Source organism: Tepidicaulis sp. (assembly GCF_965222285.1).
Taxonomy (GTDB): domain Bacteria; phylum Pseudomonadota; class Alphaproteobacteria; order Parvibaculales; family Parvibaculaceae; genus Tepidicaulis.
Genome location: NZ_OZ244942.1, coordinates 1,410,954 through 1,427,407, shown reverse-complemented (window position 1 = coordinate 1,427,407; position 16,454 = coordinate 1,410,954). Strand labels below are relative to the sequence as shown.

The 16,454-nt window shown below is 60.3% G+C and carries 14 protein-coding genes and 3 tRNA genes; 2 read left to right on the top strand and 15 right to left on the bottom strand.

Annotation, left to right across the window (positions count from 1 at the left end; genetic code table 11):
* Nucleotides 1-28: 28 nt before the first annotated feature.
* The 4 genes from ACOQOT_RS06700 to ACOQOT_RS06685 all read right to left on the bottom strand — a co-directional run bounded on the left by ACOQOT_RS06700 (nt 29) and on the right by ACOQOT_RS06685 (nt 1,819).
* Nucleotides 29-610: a NuoB/complex I 20 kDa subunit family protein gene (locus ACOQOT_RS06700; protein WP_045444047.1), complete on the bottom strand. Its 582-nt coding sequence runs from the start codon at nt 608-610 to the stop codon at nt 29-31.
* A gap of 55 nt (nt 611-665) precedes the next feature.
* A complete protein-coding gene (locus ACOQOT_RS06695) occupies nt 666-1,031 on the bottom strand; it encodes an NADH-quinone oxidoreductase subunit A (RefSeq protein ID WP_420561563.1) in 366 nt (121 codons plus the stop codon).
* Nucleotides 1,032-1,365: 334 nt separating this feature from the next.
* Nucleotides 1,366-1,442 (bottom strand) — tRNA-Asp (locus ACOQOT_RS06690).
* Nucleotides 1,443-1,743: 301 nt separating this feature from the next.
* Nucleotides 1,744-1,819 (bottom strand) — tRNA-Val (locus tag ACOQOT_RS06685).
* Between the two features lie 235 nt (nt 1,820-2,054).
* Between ACOQOT_RS06685 and ACOQOT_RS06680 the strand changes: the two genes are divergently transcribed.
* Nucleotides 2,055-3,359, top strand: a complete 1,305-nt coding sequence (locus tag ACOQOT_RS06680) for an MFS transporter (RefSeq protein ID WP_420561562.1) — start codon at nt 2,055-2,057, stop codon at nt 3,357-3,359.
* 78 nt (nt 3,360-3,437) lie between these two features.
* Here ACOQOT_RS06680 and ACOQOT_RS06675 read toward each other — a convergent pair whose 3' ends face one another.
* From ACOQOT_RS06675 to ACOQOT_RS06660, 4 genes are all read right to left on the bottom strand, one after another.
* Nucleotides 3,438-3,713 (bottom strand): HU family DNA-binding protein, encoded by a 276-nt coding sequence (locus tag ACOQOT_RS06675; RefSeq protein WP_045444062.1) that lies wholly within the window; start codon nt 3,711-3,713, stop codon nt 3,438-3,440.
* Nucleotides 3,714-3,948: 235 nt separating this feature from the next.
* Nucleotides 3,949-6,402 (bottom strand): endopeptidase La, encoded by a 2,454-nt coding sequence (gene lon, locus ACOQOT_RS06670; RefSeq protein ID WP_420561561.1) that lies wholly within the window; start codon nt 6,400-6,402, stop codon nt 3,949-3,951.
* A gap of 284 nt (nt 6,403-6,686) precedes the next feature.
* Complete coding sequence (gene clpX / locus ACOQOT_RS06665) at nt 6,687-7,961, bottom strand: ATP-dependent Clp protease ATP-binding subunit ClpX (RefSeq protein ID WP_420561560.1); 1,275 nt, start codon at nt 7,959-7,961, stop codon at nt 6,687-6,689.
* A gap of 255 nt (nt 7,962-8,216) precedes the next feature.
* A complete protein-coding gene (locus ACOQOT_RS06660) occupies nt 8,217-8,855 on the bottom strand; it encodes an ATP-dependent Clp protease proteolytic subunit (RefSeq protein WP_420561559.1) in 639 nt (212 codons plus the stop codon).
* A 207-nt stretch (nt 8,856-9,062) separates the two neighbouring features.
* Here ACOQOT_RS06660 and ACOQOT_RS06655 point away from each other — a divergent pair, with 207 nt between their 5' ends.
* Nucleotides 9,063-9,587 carry an EF-hand domain-containing protein gene (locus ACOQOT_RS06655; RefSeq protein ID WP_420561558.1) on the top strand — a complete coding sequence of 175 codons (525 nt, stop codon included), beginning with the start codon at nt 9,063-9,065 and terminating at the stop codon, nt 9,585-9,587.
* 27 nt (nt 9,588-9,614) lie between these two features.
* Here the strand turns inward: ACOQOT_RS06655 and ACOQOT_RS06650 are convergent, their stop codons facing one another.
* From ACOQOT_RS06650 to ACOQOT_RS06620, 7 genes are all read right to left on the bottom strand, one after another.
* On the bottom strand, nt 9,615-10,751 hold the full coding sequence (locus ACOQOT_RS06650; protein ID WP_420561920.1) for a type III PLP-dependent enzyme: 1,137 nt from the start codon (nt 10,749-10,751) through the stop codon (nt 9,615-9,617).
* Between the two features lie 302 nt (nt 10,752-11,053).
* A complete protein-coding gene (locus tag ACOQOT_RS06645; protein ID WP_420561557.1) occupies nt 11,054-11,344 on the bottom strand; it encodes a YrhK family protein in 291 nt (96 codons plus the stop codon).
* A gap of 101 nt (nt 11,345-11,445) precedes the next feature.
* Nucleotides 11,446-12,993, bottom strand: coding sequence for a trigger factor (tig, locus tag ACOQOT_RS06640; RefSeq protein WP_420561556.1), 1,548 nt, complete (start codon nt 12,991-12,993; stop codon nt 11,446-11,448).
* Nucleotides 12,994-13,061: 68 nt separating this feature from the next.
* Nucleotides 13,062-13,146: transfer RNA gene (locus ACOQOT_RS06635), tRNA-Leu, on the bottom strand.
* A 170-nt stretch (nt 13,147-13,316) separates the two neighbouring features.
* Nucleotides 13,317-14,291: a carbon-nitrogen hydrolase family protein gene (locus ACOQOT_RS06630; protein WP_420561555.1), complete on the bottom strand. Its 975-nt coding sequence runs from the start codon at nt 14,289-14,291 to the stop codon at nt 13,317-13,319.
* A 152-nt stretch (nt 14,292-14,443) separates the two neighbouring features.
* Nucleotides 14,444-14,950 (bottom strand): GNAT family N-acetyltransferase, encoded by a 507-nt coding sequence (locus tag ACOQOT_RS06625; protein WP_420561554.1) that lies wholly within the window; start codon nt 14,948-14,950, stop codon nt 14,444-14,446.
* Nucleotides 14,919-16,424 carry an NAD(P)H-hydrate dehydratase gene (locus tag ACOQOT_RS06620; protein ID WP_420561553.1) on the bottom strand — a complete coding sequence of 502 codons (1,506 nt, stop codon included), beginning with the start codon at nt 16,422-16,424 and terminating at the stop codon, nt 14,919-14,921. The genes ACOQOT_RS06625 and ACOQOT_RS06620 overlap by 32 nt, the downstream gene beginning before the upstream one ends.
* Nucleotides 16,425-16,454 lie beyond the last annotated feature (30 nt).

The window sequence follows — 16,454 nt, the reverse complement described above, 5'->3', positions numbered from 1 at the left end:
GCGGCGCCGGATGGCCCCGCCGTGAGGATTAGCGTTCAATCGTACCCGTGCGGCGGATCTTCCGCTGCAGCGCCAGAATGCCGTAAAGCAGCGCTTCTGCCGTGGGCGGGCACCCCGGCACATAAATATCCACCGGCACGACCCGGTCGCAGCCACGCACGACCGAATAGGAATAGTGATAATAGCCGCCGCCATTGGCACATGAGCCCATGGAGATGACGTAACGCGGCTCGGGCATCTGGTCATAGACCTTGCGCAGCGCCGGGGCCATCTTGTTGGTCAGCGTGCCGGCGACGATCATCACGTCGGACTGGCGCGGGCTGGCGCGCGGGGCAAAACCGAAACGCTCGCTGTCATAGCGCGGCATCGAGGTCTGCATCATTTCCACAGCGCAGCAGGCAAGCCCGAAGGTCATCCACATCAAGGAGCCGGTCCGCGCCCAATTGATCAGATTGTCGGCCTGCGTCACCAGAAAGCCTTTGTCGGCCAGCTGGTCGGAGACTTGCTTGAAGTAAGGGTCATCGGCGCCGATAGGCTGGCCGGTGCGGGGGTCCACCAAGCCCTTGGGGGCGTCTGCGATGACCGTCTGATTGTTCATGGCACCACTCATTGCCGCAAGTTCATCAAAAGACCCGGACCTTGGGAGCCCGGGCCTGCCGTCTTAATTATTCCCACTCAAGGGCGCCCTTCTTCCACTCATAGGCAAAGCCGATGGTGAGAATGGCGAGGAAGGTGATCATCGACCAGAAACCGAACATGCCGATATCGCCGAGTGCCACCGCCCAGGGAAAGAGGAAGGCAACTTCGAGGTCGAAAATAATGAAAAGGATCGCGACGAGGTAAAAGCGCACGTCGAACTTCATGCGCGCATCGTCGAAGGCATCGAAGCCGCATTCATAGGCGGAAAGCTTTTCCGTGTCGGGCTTCGACGGCGCCACGAGATAAGGCAGCACAAGAAGCGCAATGCCGATAACAGCCGCAATCCCCATGAAGATGAGGATCGGCAGATATTCGCTTAACAGCTCTTCCATTCCCAGCATCCTTGCCGCAGCGGCGAGGCCCCAATGATTCGGATGTCATAGAACGAAATAAGCCGATTGAAGGCTTATGTCGACTCTACTGCGCGCCACCCCTTGAAATTTGGCCGGAGTATATCCATGCCCCCCGCGCGACGCAAAGGGCGATTACCCTAAATCCATTGTTCCTGTTCAAGTTTTTTAACTTCGCGGCATTCTTAGCGAAGCGTGAACGGAGCATCGGCATGCAGGATCGAAACGCGGATCGCGATCCCCTGTTCCAGGCAGGGAGAAACCTGCCGGATGCAATTTTTGAGAAGCATTTTCAGAGGTAAATTTCAGGGGGCAATGGCGGGAGTGACGGGGCTCGAACCCGCGACCTCTGGCGTGACAGGCCAGCGCTCTAACCAACTGAGCTACACCCCCCTGATTGGGGTCGCCGCCCTGAAGATGACGCGTCATGTACGTGAGCGCCGGACAGCTGTCAAGCAGCTAAAGCGCGTTTCGCGCGCCTTAACCGTGGAAAACCCCTTAACGGCACATTGAAGGTTCAGTATCGCCGATCAGCGGGCATTTTCCAATGCTTGCGGGCAGGTTTGAGGAGATTTCAATCACACCCGTTCGCTGCCCCGATTTGCGATTCGCAGCGCGTCCGCCCTTAGAGCGGTTTTTAACGATCAGGTGATGCCTGGCCGGTGATTTTATGCCGGTGATGTCGGGGAGAAGATGGTGGGCGGTGACAGGTTCGAACTGCCGACCCTCTCGGTGTAAACGAGATGCTCTACCAGCTGAGCTAACCGCCCCCATGAGCGGGGCGAACATAACTTGCCCCGCGCCTGCGTCAACTGGAAAACGCCCTGCCGCTCACAAGCGTCTCCGGCGGGCCCTCTTTCAGCACTGCCGATTTGCCGCTTCCATGAAACCGTCATAGCCTGATCACCGTTCATCGGTTGAATAGCGGGGCCATCCGGTCCACTTTGGCCTTCCCGCCCGGGGGGTTTCCCGCTTCGTGATGCAGTCCGGTTCAGAGGTTTCTTAATGGCGCGCAGCCTTGCTCCCCTATTTTCCCTGCTTCTGGCAACCTCCATTCTGCTGATCGGCAACGGCCTGCAAGGCACGCTCATTCCGGTGCGCGGGGATATCGACCAGTTTTCGGAAATGTCCCTGGGGCTCATCGGCGCGGCTTATTTTGCGGGCTTCGTCTTCGGCTGCTGGCATTGCCCGCGGGTGGTGCAATCGGTCGGCCATATCCGCTCTTTCGCGGTTTTTGCGTCGCTGGCCTCGGCTACCCCGCTCGTTCATCCGATCGTGCCGGACGAGACGGTCTGGTTCATCCTGCGCGCCCTTTCCGGCTATTGCTTTGCCGGGCTCTACATGGTCATCGAAAGCTGGATCAACGAAACCTCGACGAACGAGACGCGCGGCCGGCTGCTCGGCGTCTATCTCGTGGTCAACCTGTTGTCGGTGACGGCGGGCCAGCTGCTCTTGAACCTCTCCCCGCCGGAAGGTTTCGTCCTCTTTGCGGTTGCCGCGATCCTCACTTCCGTGGCGCTCGTGCCCGTCTCCCTCACAAGCTCGGTCCAGCCAGCGCCCATTGAATCGACGAAAATAGATTTCAAAGGACTGTGGGCGGTCACGCCGGTCAGCACGCTGGGCTGTTTCATCGTCGGTATGACGAGCGGCCCCTTCTGGACGCTGGCCCCCGTCTATGCGCGCCAGGCCGGGCTCGATATTGCCGGCATCTCTTATTTCATGACGGCGGCCATTATCGGCGGCGCGGCGGCCCAGCTTCCCCTGGGGCGCCTGTCGGACCGGATGGACCGGCGCCTTGTTATTGCGGGCATTGCCGTAGGCGGCGCTGTGGGGGCAGTTCTCCTCGCCGTTTTCCAGATGGCCTCGAACCTTATTGCCCTGCTCGGGCTTTCGACCTTTTTCGGCTTCTTCGCGCTGACGCTTTATTCGATCTGCATGGCCCATGCGAACGACCATGCCAAGCCCAGCCAGTTCGTCACGGTCTCCAGTGGGCTCTTGCTGCTTTATGCGCTCGGCGCCGTGGTCGGCCCGCTCATCATTTCCTTTGTCCTGCCTTATACGGGCACCTGGTTCGTCTTCGGCTTCGCGGCGATCTTCTATGTGCTTTTCACGGTCTTCGTCGTCCTGCGCATCATGGTGAAAGCGCCGGTGCCCGAAGAGCAGAGAGAAGACTTCGTGGCCGTACCCATCTCCCGCACCGGCCCCACCCCTTACGAGCTCGACCCGCGCGGGGAAGAAGGAGAAGAGCGGGAGGGTGAACTCGGCCAAGGCGATCTCGATGAAGCGGCGGAGCTCGGCGGGCGGGCTTGACCCCGGCCTTGCAGGCAAATCCAGACACAAAAAAGGCCGGCATCGCTGCCGGCCTTTTTCGTGGATAAGTCCGCGCCGTTAAGCGTTGACGGAGTCCTTCAGGCCTTTACCGGCCTTGAACTTCGGCTGCTTGGAAGCGGGAATCTGGATCTTTTCACCGGTCCGCGGGTTGCGGCCTTCGGAAGCTGCCCGCTTGGACACGCTGAACGTGCCGAAGCCGACGAGCCGCACTTCGTCGCCCTTGGTCAGAACGTCGGTGATGGAGTCAAAGACGCAATCAACGGCCTTCGTCGCGTCAGCCTTCGACAGGCCGGTATTGTCCGCAACTACAGCAATCAGGTCATTCTTATTCACGTTGGGCCCCTCTCTGATCGAGAAAAATCTCTGCGCAATTGGTAGGGAGACTCTAGCCCTCCGAAGGAAGAGCGGCAAAGCAAATCAGGCGGTTTTCCACGGTTTTCTGCCATTTTTCAGCGAAGTTTGACTGCTTTTGCGTGCAAAAAGGCAAAAAAGAGCCCCTGATGCCGGTAAAAGCGTCAGGGGCCCTGTCCTACTTATAGGATGAACCGGCCTATCGGCCGGCGCCGGCTCAGTGAGCCGTCACCGATTCGACATTGTTATCGCCCTTGGACGAGTGCTGCGCGAGATACGCTTCCTCATCCCATTCGATGGGTTCGGGCTGGCTTGTCAGCGCATGTTCGAGCACTTCATCCACGGTCGAAACCGGCACGATTTCCAGCGCGTTTTTCACGTTGTCCGGAATGTCCGCCAGGTCCTTGGCATTGTCCTGCGGGATCAGCACCTTCTTGATGCCGCCGCGCAGCGCCGCGAGGAGCTTTTCTTTCAGCCCGCCGATGGGCAGCACGCGCCCGCGCAGCGTCACCTCACCGGTCATCGCCACATCCTTGCGCACCGGAATGCCGGTGAGCGTGGAGACGATGGCGGTGGCCATGGCGACACCAGCCGAGGGACCGTCCTTCGGCGTCGCCCCTTCGGGCACGTGGACGTGAATGTCCTTGCGGTCGAAGAGCGGCGGTTCGACGCCGATCTTGGTGGCGCGCGATTTCACATAGGAATTCGCTGCCGAGATCGACTCTTTCATGACATCGCGCAGGTTGCCCGTCACCGTCATGCGGCCCTTGCCGGGCACCATGACGCTTTCGATGGTCAAGAGCTCGCCGCCTACTTCCGTCCAGGCAAGGCCGGTAACCGCGCCCACCTGATCTTCGCGTTCGGCTTCGCCGTAACGGTATTTCTGCACGCCGGCAAAGTCGGCGAGATTGTCCACGGTCACGGAAATCGACTTCTTGTCCGTGGTCAGAATTTCCTTCACCGCTTTACGCGCGAGGTTGTTGAGCTCGCGTTCGAGGTTACGCACCCCGGCTTCGCGCGTGTAAGTACGGATCAGAAGCCGCAGCGCGTCGTCATCGATCTCCCACTCGCCCTTGCGCAGGCCGTGGTTCTTGACCGACTTCGGCAGCAAGTGACGGCGGGCGATCTCCACCTTTTCGTCCTCGGTGTAACCGGCGATACGGATGATTTCCATACGGTCCATCAACGGGCCGGGAATGTTCAGCGTATTGGCCGTCGTCACGAACATCACATCGGAAAGGTCGTATTCGACTTCCAGATAGTGGTCCATGAAGGTCGAGTTCTGTTCCGGGTCGAGCACCTCGAGCAATGCCGCGGAAGGATCGCCGCGGAAATCCGCGCCCATCTTGTCGATCTCGTCGAGCAGGAAGAGCGGGTTCGTGTGCTTCACCTTCTTCATGGATTGCACGATCTTGCCCGGCATGGAGCCGATATAGGTGCGCCGGTGGCCGCGGATTTCCGCTTCATCGCGCACACCGCCGAGGCTGAGGCGCGCAAACTCGCGGCCCGTTGCCTTGGCAACCGACTTGCCGAGCGAGGTCTTACCGACGCCGGGCGGGCCGACGAGGCAGAGGATCGGGCCTTTCAGCTTGTTCGTGCGCTGCTGCACGGCAAGATATTCGACGATCCGCTCCTTGACCTTCTCAAGGCCGTAATGATCCGTGTCGAGAATTTTCTCGGCATTCTTCAGATCTTTCTTCACGCGGCCTTTGGTCTTCCACGGAATGGAGAGCAGCCAGTCGAGATAGTTGCGCACGACGGTGGCTTCGGCGGACATCGGGCTCATCTGTTTGAGCTTCTTCAGCTCGCCCATCGCCTTCTCACGCGCTTCTTTCGAGAGTTTGGTTTTCTCGATGCGCTCTTCGAGTTCGGCCACCTCGTCGCGGCCTTCCTCGTCGCCGCCGCCAAGCTCCTTCTGAATGGCTTTAAGCTGCTCGTTCAGATAGTACTCGCGCTGCGTCTTCTCCATCTGGCGCTTCACGCGGCCGCGGATTTTCTTTTCCACTTGCAGGACGCTGATCTCGCCTTCCATCAGCGAATAAACGCGCTCCAGCCGCTCGGCAACCGACGGCATTTCCAGCAGTTCCTGCTTTTCCTGAATCTTGATGTTCAGGTGGCTGGCGATCGTGTCGGCCAGCTTGGAATATTCCTCGATCTGGGTGACCGAAGAGAGCACTTCCGGCGGCACTTTCTTGTTGAGCTTCACATAGCTTTCGAACTGCGCGACGACGGTGCGCGCCAGCGCTTCCATCTGCTCGCCTTCCGCTTCGATTTCCGGAAGCTCGGTGACTTCGGCTTCGTAGAAATTCGAATTGTCGGTGAATTCTTCGATGCGCGCGCGGCTCGTGCCTTCCACCAGCACCTTCACGGTGCCGTCCGGCAATTTGAGCAGCTGCAATACCTGGCCGATCGCGCCGATATTATAAATATCCTCGATGGCCGGATTGTCGTCACTCGCGTCTTTCTGCGTGACAAGCAGGATCTGTTTGTCGTCCTGCATGACCTCTTCCAACGCGCGGACCGATTTTTCCCGGCCGACGAAAAGCGGCACGATCATATGCGGGAAAACCACGATGTCCCGAAGCGGCAGAACCGGCAGCGGACCTGCTTTCCGCGCGGTGCCTTCTTCGTTGTCCGTATTTTCCGGGAAGATGTCGTTGCTGTCGCTCATACTTTCATCCTGTTCTCGGACGCCCCGGGAGATGGGGCGTTGCCGGTGTTTGTCGGCTCCCAGTCCATCCGTTCCATTATGACAATTATTGCTGAACGAATGCTGATCAAACTCTAGTCAGATTCGACGCCGTCACGCCACGGGCTGACCGGAAATTACCGGAAAAACAGGGCTTTAGGGGTATTTTCCGCCCCGTTTCCAAGGGAAACCGTTAAACGAAAAATGGCCCTGAAAGCAAAAGTTTCAAGGCCATCTTCCGTATTATGGAAAATTTTAATCGCCGCTTACGAGGCGCTCGATTCCATGTCGCCTTTGCGCTCGGCATAGATGAAAAGCGGACGGGCTTTGCCTTCCACCACTTCGGCGGAAATGACAACTTCCTCCACCCCTTCCAGGGCCGGCAGTTCGAACATGGTGTCGAGCAGAATGCCCTCCAGAATGGAGCGCAGCCCGCGCGCGCCGGTCTTGCGTTCGATCGCCTTCTTGGCGATGGCGACCAGCGCTTCGTCGGAGAAGGTCAGGCTGACATTCTCCATCTCGAAGAGCCGCTGATACTGGCGCACGAGCGCGTTTTTCGGCTCGGTGAGAATCTGCACCAGCGCATCTTCATCGAGATCGCGCAGCGTGGCGATCACCGGCATACGGCCGACGAATTCCGGGATCAGACCGAACTTCAAGAGGTCTTCCGGTTCCAGTTCCTGCAAGAGATCGCCCGTGCGGCGCTCGTCGGAGGCCTGCACTTTGGCGCCGAAGCCGATGGCCGAGCCTTTGCCGCGCTGGGCAATGATGCGGTCGAGACCGGCAAACGCGCCGCCGCAAATGAACAGGATGTTGGTCGTGTCCACCTGCAGGAATTCCTGCTGGGGATGCTTGCGCCCTCCTTGCGGAGGAACGGAGGCAACCGTGCCTTCCATAATCTTCAGCAGCGCCTGCTGCACGCCCTCGCCCGACACGTCGCGCGTTATGGACGGATTGTCGGACTTGCGCGAAATCTTGTCCACTTCGTCGATATAGACGATGCCGCGCTGTGCGCGGTCGACATTGTAGTCGGCCGCCTGCAGGAGCTTGAGAATGATGTTCTCGACATCCTCGCCCACATAGCCGGCTTCCGTCAGCGTCGTCGCATCGGCCATGGTGAAAGGCACGTCGATGATGCGCGCCAGCGTCTGCGCCAGCAGCGTCTTGCCGCAGCCCGTCGGGCCAATCAGCATGATGTTGGACTTGGCCAGTTCCACATCCGCGTTCTTCGCGGCGTGGTTGAGGCGCTTATAGTGGTTGTGCACCGCCACCGCGAGCACGCGCTTGGCGTCTTCCTGGCCGATCACATAATCGTCCAGCACATCCTTGATTTCCTGAGGCGTCGGCACACCGTCGCGCGACTTCACGAGAGAACTTTTGTTCTCCTCGCGGATGATATCCATGCACAGCTCAACGCATTCATCGCAGATGAACACCGTCGGCCCTGCGATAAGCTTGCGCACTTCGTGCTGGCTCTTCCCACAGAAAGAACAGTAAAGGGTGTTCTTGGAATCGCCGCTACCGCCGCTGACCTTGCTCATGAAAACTCCTTGGCCCCTTCCTATCGGGTCTAAAGTCTGTGATCGAGGCCGGTTTGACGCCTATTAAAGCCCGAAACCGGCCGCCAATCCAAAGATGACTACCCATGATATGGGCCGACTCATGGCCTCTGTCATCTTAGAGACATACGACCATGTTACGGGCAGAGGGATCAAGAATTCATTAATGGCTTATTCATCAAATACTTAGCCACAATGACGGTTTTCGCATTCCCGTCTTGATCGCGCTCTGTTCCCTTATTTCTCTTCCTCGGCCAAACCGAAGGCTTCGCGCGTTTCACCGACCTGATCGATGATGCCGAATTCCTTGGCCCGCTCGGGCGACATGAAGTTGTCGCGCTCCAGCGCTTCCTTGACCGTATCGAAGCTCTGGCCCGTGTGTTTCACGTAGATATTGTAGAGACGATCCCGCAGCGAAATCGTTTCACGGGCATGGATTTCGATATCCGTGGCCTGGCCCTGATAGCCGCCGAGCGGCTGGTGCACCATGATGCGCGCATTGGGCAGGGCAAAGCGCATGTCTTTTTCACCGGCTGCCAGCAGGAGCGAGCCCATGGAAGCCGCCTGGCCGATGCAGACCGTCGACACTTTGGGACGCACATATTGCATCGTGTCGTAAATCGCCAGGCCGCTCGTCACCACGCCGCCGGGCGAGTTGATATACATGGCGATTTCTTTTTTCGGATTGTCCGCTTCAAGAAACAGCAGCTGCGCCGTAATCAGCGTGGCCATGTAATCTTCCACCTGGCCGGTCACGAAAATGATGCGCTCTTTCAGCAGGCGCGAATAAATGTCGTAAGAGCGTTCACCGCGGCTCGTCTGCTCGACGACCATGGGAACCAGCGTGCTCATGTAAGTATCGATCGGGTCTTTCATTTAATATGTCCTGCCAGTCGATTGAGGGCGCATCGCTTGAGGGGAAAGGCTGAAGGACGCCATCCCCGCCCTTCATTGATTAGTTCGATTCGGTAAATGGATCGTAGACGACTATACCTCAAGGGGCGATCACGCAAACTCGTGCACGATCCGCCCGGAATCATGCAAGATTAACGCTTAAACACGAGATGACGCGAGGGAGACGTAATGAAACCGGCATCCTTAACCTTTTCCATTCTGACCATGGGGTTACTTGCCGGTGGCTTGCTGGCCGGCTGCGGCTCGGACCGTCCGGATGGGCGCCTGCCGGGCGAGCCCCTTGCCAACCCGAAGGAAACGGCGATCCTGCGCGCCGATGCAAACGGTGACCGGCATGTCACCACCGCCGAATATGATGCCTATGTGCGCCAATTCTTCATCGAGACGGACAAGAACGGCAGCGGCTATGTGGATGAGGATGAATGGGAGGATGCGCAGGACGCTTCCGGCGCTTACGGCATCGCCCGGGCCGGGTTCCCCGCCGTCGATCTGAACGGCGACGGACGGATCAGCGTTTCGGAACTGACCTCCCTGCCCCGCTTTGCATTTTACGAAATCGATACGGACGGCGACGGCACGATCACGCCGAAGGAGCTGGCCGCCCTGCCCGCTATCCGAGGCAAGAAGCGCGGCGGCCTTGCCCGCCCGGACGGTTCCGAAGGGCGCACGGGAGATCCCGGCCTGCCTTATTAAAGGCAGACCGGACCCGTCATCAGCCGTTTAGAGGCAAATTGTCCGCAGCGGCGGAAAGCCGTTGAAGTTCACTGCCGAGTAGCTTGAGGTATAGGCGCCGGTGCTTAAGATATGCACCTTGTCGCCTATATTGAGCGCGAGCGGCAGGTGATAATCGGCTTTGTCGTAGAGCACATCCGCGCTGTCGCAAGTCGGGCCGGCAATCACGACGGGGCCGGTGGCCGTGCCGTCATGCGCCGTGCGCAGACGGTATTTGATCGCCTCGTCCATCGTCTCCGCGAGGCCGGAGAATTTTCCGATATCGAGGAAGACCCATCGTCGGCTGTCGGCGCTGCCTTTCGTGGAGATCAGCACGACTTCGGACTGAATGACGCCGGCATCACCGACCAGGCCGCGGCCCGGCTCGATGATGAGGCGCGGCCAGTCGTCGCCGAATTCCTTTTCCACTGCCGCGCGGATGATGCGGCCATATTCCATGAGCGCCGGCACGTCGCGCTGATAGCGGGCGGGGAAGCCGCCGCCGAGATTCATCAGCGTTAGGCGGATGCCGGAACGTTCCAGCGCTTCGAAGACGCGGGCCGCGCGGGCGATCGCGTTTTCCCACTGCGCCAGATAGACCTGCTGCGAGCCGACATGGAAGGAAACGCCGATCGGGTCCATGCCGAGGTCGGCAGCGCGGCGCAGGAGCCGCACGGCTTCTTCATCCGGGCAGCCGAATTTATGCGAAAGCGGCCAATCGGCGCCCGCGCTGTCGGTCATCAGCAAACGGCAGAAGACCTGCGCACCCGGCGCAGCCTGAGCGAGCTTCAGAAGTTCGGCTTCGCTGTCGAAGGCATAGAGCCGCACGCCTTTTTCGTAGGCATAAGCGATGTCGCGCAGCTTCTTGATCGGGTTGCCGTAGGAAATGCGCGAGGGATCGGCCCCGGCATTGAGGCAGAGGTCGATTTCGGCGGGGCTTGCCACATCGAAATTCGAGCCGTGGGCTTCGAGCCGCCCGATGACTTCCTCGGCGGGGTTCGCTTTGACAGCGTAGAAGACTTCCGTCTCCGGCAGTGCCCGGCGCAGGCCCTCATAGGTGGAGGAAATGATATCGAGATCGACCACCAGCACCGCCTCGTCATGAACGTGGCTGGCAAGGTACCTGTCGACCTTGGCCGACAGGATCGGCGCGTGCTTGTCCGCGGCATGACCGCCGAACAGGCTGACAACCTCGGCTTCGAGGTCACGGTCGATATCGATATAGGTGGAATCAGGGCGCAGGACTGCCTCGCCCTCAGCGGTTGGTGACATTCGTCAATCCCTTTCAAGCATGGCTGCCTTTACAGCCAATGGTTCGAGAGGGACGCCTTCCGTCGTTGCTTAAACCATCCAGGGGCCAGAGGCACGTGCGTGTGCGTCGCGGAGCAGGGATGTAAAGCCGCTGCCCCCCAAATGCAAGCGGCATTTTCGCCAAAGCGCAAAAAAGTTCAGGAGCGTTCGTCCGTGCCCGCCTGACCGGGCAGCAAGTCACCCGGCAAAGGCAGCCGGGAAAGGTGAAACTCGCGCGCCACCCGGACGCTCGGCTTGGCGGCAAAGGCAAGGCTGCCGACGAGGAATGCCCAGGTACCGGCGGTCATCAGCTGGGGAAAGAAGAAACAGACACTCCCTACGACGAAGAGCAAGGCGGCGGAAAAATCCACCAGCGTGAAGACCCGCTCATAGCGGCCATAGACTTCCCGGTGGCGCGGGGTTGCCGTATAGAGCCTGTTATTGAACACAGCGGACCTCCTTCGTGTTTCTTCCTTCTACGGAGCTTCAATAAGTCAAAAGCCCGGCGCGAAGGCCGGGCTTTTTCATCGTAAGATCAAGGGATTGAGTCTCAATCCTCGTCTTTTTTCTTGGCTGCGGTCTTCTTTGCAGCCGTCTTCTTGGTAGCGGTTTTCTTGGCCGCCGTTTTCTTCTTGGCGGCGGGCTTCTTCTCGCCCTCATCGCCTTCGTCTTTCTTCGCGGCGGTCTTCTTGGCTGCCGTTTTCTTTTTAGCGGCCGGCTTTTTCTTCTCGCCGTGGTCGTGGTCATGATCGTGGTCGTGATCATGCTCATCCTGCATGCTGGCCAGCAGCTCGTCCTTGGAGACGGGCTTTTCGGTCACATCGGCCAGTTCCAGGATGAAGTCGACGACCTTCTCCTCGAAAAGCGGCGCGCGGATCTGGGCAATCGCCTGCGGGGTCTTGGTGAAATACTCATAGACCTGGCGTTCCTGGCCCGGGAACTGGCGCGCGCGCTCGGCGATCGCCTGGTTCACTTCGGCGTCCTGCACCTGGATCTTGTTTTTCTCACCGACTTCGGCAAGCACCAGGCCAAGGCGCACGCGGCGCTCGGCAATGCCTTTGTATTCCTCACGCAGCTTGTCTTCCGGCTCGTCCGCATCGGCAACGGTCTTGCCCTGATGCTCCAGCTCGTGCTCGAACTGCTGCCAGATCTGCTCGAATTCCTGCTCCACCAGCGTCGGCGGCAGTTCGAAGGAATGAAGCGCATCGAGCTCGTCGAGCAGCACTCGCTTCACGTTTTCACGGGAAACGCGGTCATAGTCCTTCTTGATCTGCTCTTCGATGGCCTCACGCAGCTTGTCGAAATTCTCCATGCCGAAGCGCTGGGCGAATTCATCGTCGAGCTTGGCGGCGGCGGGAGCCTGCACTTCCTTCACTTTCACCTCGAAGACGGCATCTTTGCCCGCCAGGTGTTCGGCGCCGTATTCTTCCGGGAAGGTGACTTTCACTTCCACGTCCTGGCCGGCTTCCGTGCCCAGAAGCTGGTCTTCGAAGCCGGGGATGAACTGGCCGGAGCCGAGGACGAGACGCGCGTCTTCCGCAGCGCCGCCTTCGAAGGGCTCGCCGTCCAGCTTGCCGACGAAGTCGATCACGACCTGGTCTTTTTCCTCGGCCTTGCCGTCTTTCTTCTCATAGGAAACCTGCTGTTCGGCCAGACGGTCGATCGCCTCTTTAACGTCGTCTTCGGGCACTTCGGCGACCGGGCGCTCCAGCTTGACCTTCGAGAAATCGGCCAGCTCGATTTCCGGCACAATCTCGAAGCTCATCTTGAAGACGAGGTCGGCCTTGCCTTCGATCATCGGCTCGACTTCCCCTTCGATATCAATCGAAGGTTGAAGAGCGGGGCGCAACTCTTTGTCTTCCAAGGCTTTTTGGCTGCTCTCGGAAACCGTCTGCTGGATGACTTCCGTCATCACCTGCTTGCCGAAGGTCCGGCGCAGATGGCTCATCGGCACCTTGCCGGGGCGGAAGCCTTTCAGCCGCACTTGCCCTTTGAGCTCTTCAAGCTTCGCGGACAATTTGTCTTCGAGGTCCTGCGCCCCAACCGTAATTGTCAGCTCGCGCTTCAGACCGTCTGCACTGGATTCGGTGACCTGCATCTCTTCTCTTATCCATTTTGGCTGCCGGGGAGACTGTCTCGGCTTTCCGCCGCCTTACCGCTTTCGTGTGGTGCGGGTGGAGGGACTTGAACCCCCACGCCTTGCGGCACGAGAACCTAAATCTCGCGTGTCTACCAATTCCACCACACCCGCAATGGCACGAAAAGACGGCGCAATCCCGCCCGGGGAGCCCCCCGCGATCCGGGCGGCTCCTTGGAAATTGGCGCCCTCTATAGCAAGGGCGCCGGGCTATGGCCAGAGAAATACTAAGAGAATTGGCGCCTCCCGGCCCCCGGGAAGCGCCTTTATTGCCGATGGCACAGCTATGGGCGCGCGTTGCGGGAAAAATCGTACGTCTTGAGCCGTCCGGTGCGCTTGGCCCAGCGGTAAACGGAGGCTCCGGCCGGGTTCTGATGCAGCCAGAGGGCCTTGGGGAAGCCTTCCAGATTGGGAATCCAGAAGCGGTCCGGCGGGGCTTTTTTGGGCGAGGTGGCGCCAAGCTCGATCTCGCCGCCGACAATCCCCGCTCCCTCGGTGTAATGACGCCGGGCGACCACCGCCCCTTCCCCATCGATAATCTGGGTCTCGCCCATGAGCTGCGTGCGGGTGGGAACGGAAATACGCGTGCCCGGCAGCACCAGGAAGCCGCCTTCCAGCATGCCCGTATGGCCGGCATGAAGCAGCGGCGCCCCGACAAGGGCGGCAAAGCGCGGCGGGGTGATCTCCATCGCCTTGCCATTGGCCTTGTGAAAGCGCCGCTCGAAGGACTTCCAGAAATTCCAGCCGGGCGCGCTCCACCAATGCGAGCCCGTCATCATCAGCCCCACCTTGCCCGCCAGACGGCGCACGGTCGCGGTGCGGATCAGCTCCCAGCAGACGGCGGTGCCCACGGGCCCCAAGGAGGTCTCGAAATACCCGTCATCGCTGCCGCCCGTATAGAAGGCGTTTTCGACCATAGTGGGCCGGTCCTTGTCGTGCCGGTGCACGGTGCCGTCCGGCTCGACCAGCGTATAGGTGTTGTAGACATCGCCGTCCCGCATCTCCAAATAGGAGCCGCCGATCATGGCGCCATATTTCGCGGCCTTGGCTTTGAGCATATCGAGAGCCGGGTTTTCCGGCGGCAGCGAGCATTCGAACAGCCGCTCGTCATAGACGATGCGGGTGGTGAAAAATTCCGGCAGCGCGATAATTTCCGCTCCCTTGGACCCGGCTTCGTCGATGAGCCGGCTGGCCTGATCGATATTGAAGTTCAGATCGGCAACTTTCGCTTCCATCTGGATTGCGGCGACGCGTGTCATGGTGTTCCTCCCATTTGACGAGCTGCGCGCGTTTCCCCGCGCTTGGCCCGTTTCCTCCTGGAAGGCAGCTTGTCATCTTAAGAAGAGCGGGTGCGGTCACATTTTCTCTACCGGCTCGCCCGCGGAAAACCGGAAAGCGCGCAAATCCGGGCTTAAAGCGCCCGTTCCATCCATAAAACGTCCCAGTAGCGGCCGAATTTGCGGCCCACTTCCCGAAAAATGCCCGCGTCTTCAAAGCCCATGGCCCGGTGGAGGGCGCAGGAGGCGTCATTCGGCAGCGTGATCCCGGCAAGGGCGCGGTGCGTGTCCGCCGCCGCAATCTCGCTGAGAAGTTTTTCGTAAAGCGCCCGGCCAAACCCCGCGCCTTGCGCTTCCGGGGCGAGATAGATGCTCACTTCGACCGAGGTGTCATAAGCCGCTTTCGGGCGGAAGGGCATGGAACAGGCCCAGCCGAGCGCCCGGCCCTCCCGCTCGGCGACGAAACATTGGTGGCGACCTCTATCGGTGAAAAGCGAAAACCAGTCCGCCTTGCGCGCGGCCAGTGTCTTTTCCTCGATATCGAAGGTGATCGGCGTTTCGCGGATGTAATAATTATAGATGCTGAGAAGCGCGGGCAGATCACCCTCTTCAATCCGCCGGATGCTGGACCGGGATGCCATAATGCCCTTCCTCGATATCGCGCAGAACCACGGGCAGCATTTCCGGTAAATCCTCTGCAATCAATCCCGGCCCGAAAGCCCGGCCCGCTTCCCCGTGCAGCCAGACCGCCGCGCAGGCCGCCTCGAAAGGCGCCATGCTCTGGGCAAGAAGCCCGGTAATGATCCCTGCCAGCACATCGCCCGAGCCTGCCGTTGCAAGCTCTGCGCCCGCATTGGTGTTGATGGCGGCGCGCCCGTCCGGCGCCGCTATCACGGTATCGGGGCCTTTGAGCACGACGATCGCCCCGGCTCTGCGGGCGGCGGCGCGGGCCCGCTCCAGCTTCGAGCCTTCGATATCCTTGAACAGCCGCTTGAACTCGCCTTCATGGGGCGTAAGCACGACCGGACCTGCAAAATAGCCTTCGATGGCGACGAAGAGATCGCGCGGCACTTCCTCAAAAGACGTTAGCGCATCGGCATCGAGCACGACGGCGGCGCCGGACAGAAGAATGGCCAGCACCTTTTCCCGCGTCGGCCCGCCAATGCCCGCGCCGGGGCCGATCAGCACCGCGTTGCGGCGCTTGTCTTCCAGAAATGCCGTCAGCTCATCGGGCGTGTTCACCGCCTGCACCATGACGGCGGTGAGCTGGCTTGCATTCACCATCAGCGCCGAGGAGGGAGAAGCAAGCGTCACAAGCCCCGCGCCCGCCCGCAAGGCAGCGCGCGCGCCAAGCCGGGCCGCCCCTGTCGAGGACATGCCGCCGCTCACCACGATACCGTGCCCGCGCGTATATTTATGGTCGCCAAGCTCGAGGTCCGGAAAGCCGCCCAGCCAGAGCGAGGGCCGGTTTTCATAAGTATGGGGAAGCAGCTCGCGCAGCGCCTCTTCGCCGATGCCGATATCGCAGAGCAAAAGCTCGCCGCAATGGCGCCGTCCGCCCAGCAGATAATGGCCGGGCTTTGCCCTGAAAAACGTCACGGTCAAAACCGCCTCGAAGGCCGCGCCCAGCACCTCGCCCGTGTCGCCATGAAGACCGCTCGGCATATCCACCGCGACGACGGGAATGCGCGCGCGGGTGGCCGCCTGGATAAGCTCGGCGGGCACGCCTTCCACGGGGCGCGAAAGACCCGCGCCGAAAATCGCATCGATGATGAGCCCGGCGCCGCGCACCGCATCGCCCGTCATGGGATGGATGGCGCCGTTCCAGCGGCGCGCCATTTCGGCGGCATCGCCCGTCAACTTGCCGCGCTCACCCAGCAAATAGACGGTGACGGACCAGCCTGCCGCGCTCAAATGCCGGGCGGCGACAAAACCATCCCCGCCATTATTGCCCGGCCCGCAAAGCACCGCGACGGATGTGCGCTCGAAACGCGCTGTCACCGCCTCGGCCACAGCGCGGCCGGCATTTTCCATTAGCGTGAGACCCGGCGTTCCCTGCGCGACGGCCCAGCGATCCGCCCGGCCCATTTCTTCGACTGTCAAAAGCTCATGCATGGCTTCGTCTTTGCCTAGAAAAAACGGCGG

Excerpts from the sequence above, each read along its gene's own strand:
- ACOQOT_RS06700 (WP_045444047.1), bottom strand. The coding sequence starts at position 610 with ATGAGTGGTGCCATGAACAATCAGACGGTCATCGCAGACGCCCCCAAG.
- ACOQOT_RS06695 (WP_420561563.1), bottom strand. The coding sequence starts at position 1,031 with ATGGAAGAGCTGTTAAGCGAATATCTGCCGATCCTCATCTTCATGGGG.
- ACOQOT_RS06680 (WP_420561562.1), top strand. The coding sequence starts at position 2,055 with ATGGCGCGCAGCCTTGCTCCCCTATTTTCCCTGCTTCTGGCAACCTCC.
- lon (WP_420561561.1), bottom strand. The coding sequence starts at position 6,402 with ATGAGCGACAGCAACGACATCTTCCCGGAAAATACGGACAACGAAGAA.
- clpX (WP_420561560.1), bottom strand. The coding sequence starts at position 7,961 with ATGAGCAAGGTCAGCGGCGGTAGCGGCGATTCCAAGAACACCCTTTAC.
- ACOQOT_RS06660 (WP_420561559.1), bottom strand. The coding sequence starts at position 8,855 with ATGAAAGACCCGATCGATACTTACATGAGCACGCTGGTTCCCATGGTC.
- ACOQOT_RS06655 (WP_420561558.1), top strand. The coding sequence starts at position 9,063 with ATGAAACCGGCATCCTTAACCTTTTCCATTCTGACCATGGGGTTACTT.
- tig (WP_420561556.1), bottom strand. The coding sequence starts at position 12,993 with ATGCAGGTCACCGAATCCAGTGCAGACGGTCTGAAGCGCGAGCTGACA.
- ACOQOT_RS06630 (WP_420561555.1), bottom strand. The coding sequence starts at position 14,291 with ATGACACGCGTCGCCGCAATCCAGATGGAAGCGAAAGTTGCCGATCTG.
- ACOQOT_RS06625 (WP_420561554.1), bottom strand. The coding sequence starts at position 14,950 with ATGGCATCCCGGTCCAGCATCCGGCGGATTGAAGAGGGTGATCTGCCC.
- ACOQOT_RS06620 (WP_420561553.1), bottom strand. The coding sequence starts at position 16,424 with ATGCATGAGCTTTTGACAGTCGAAGAAATGGGCCGGGCGGATCGCTGG.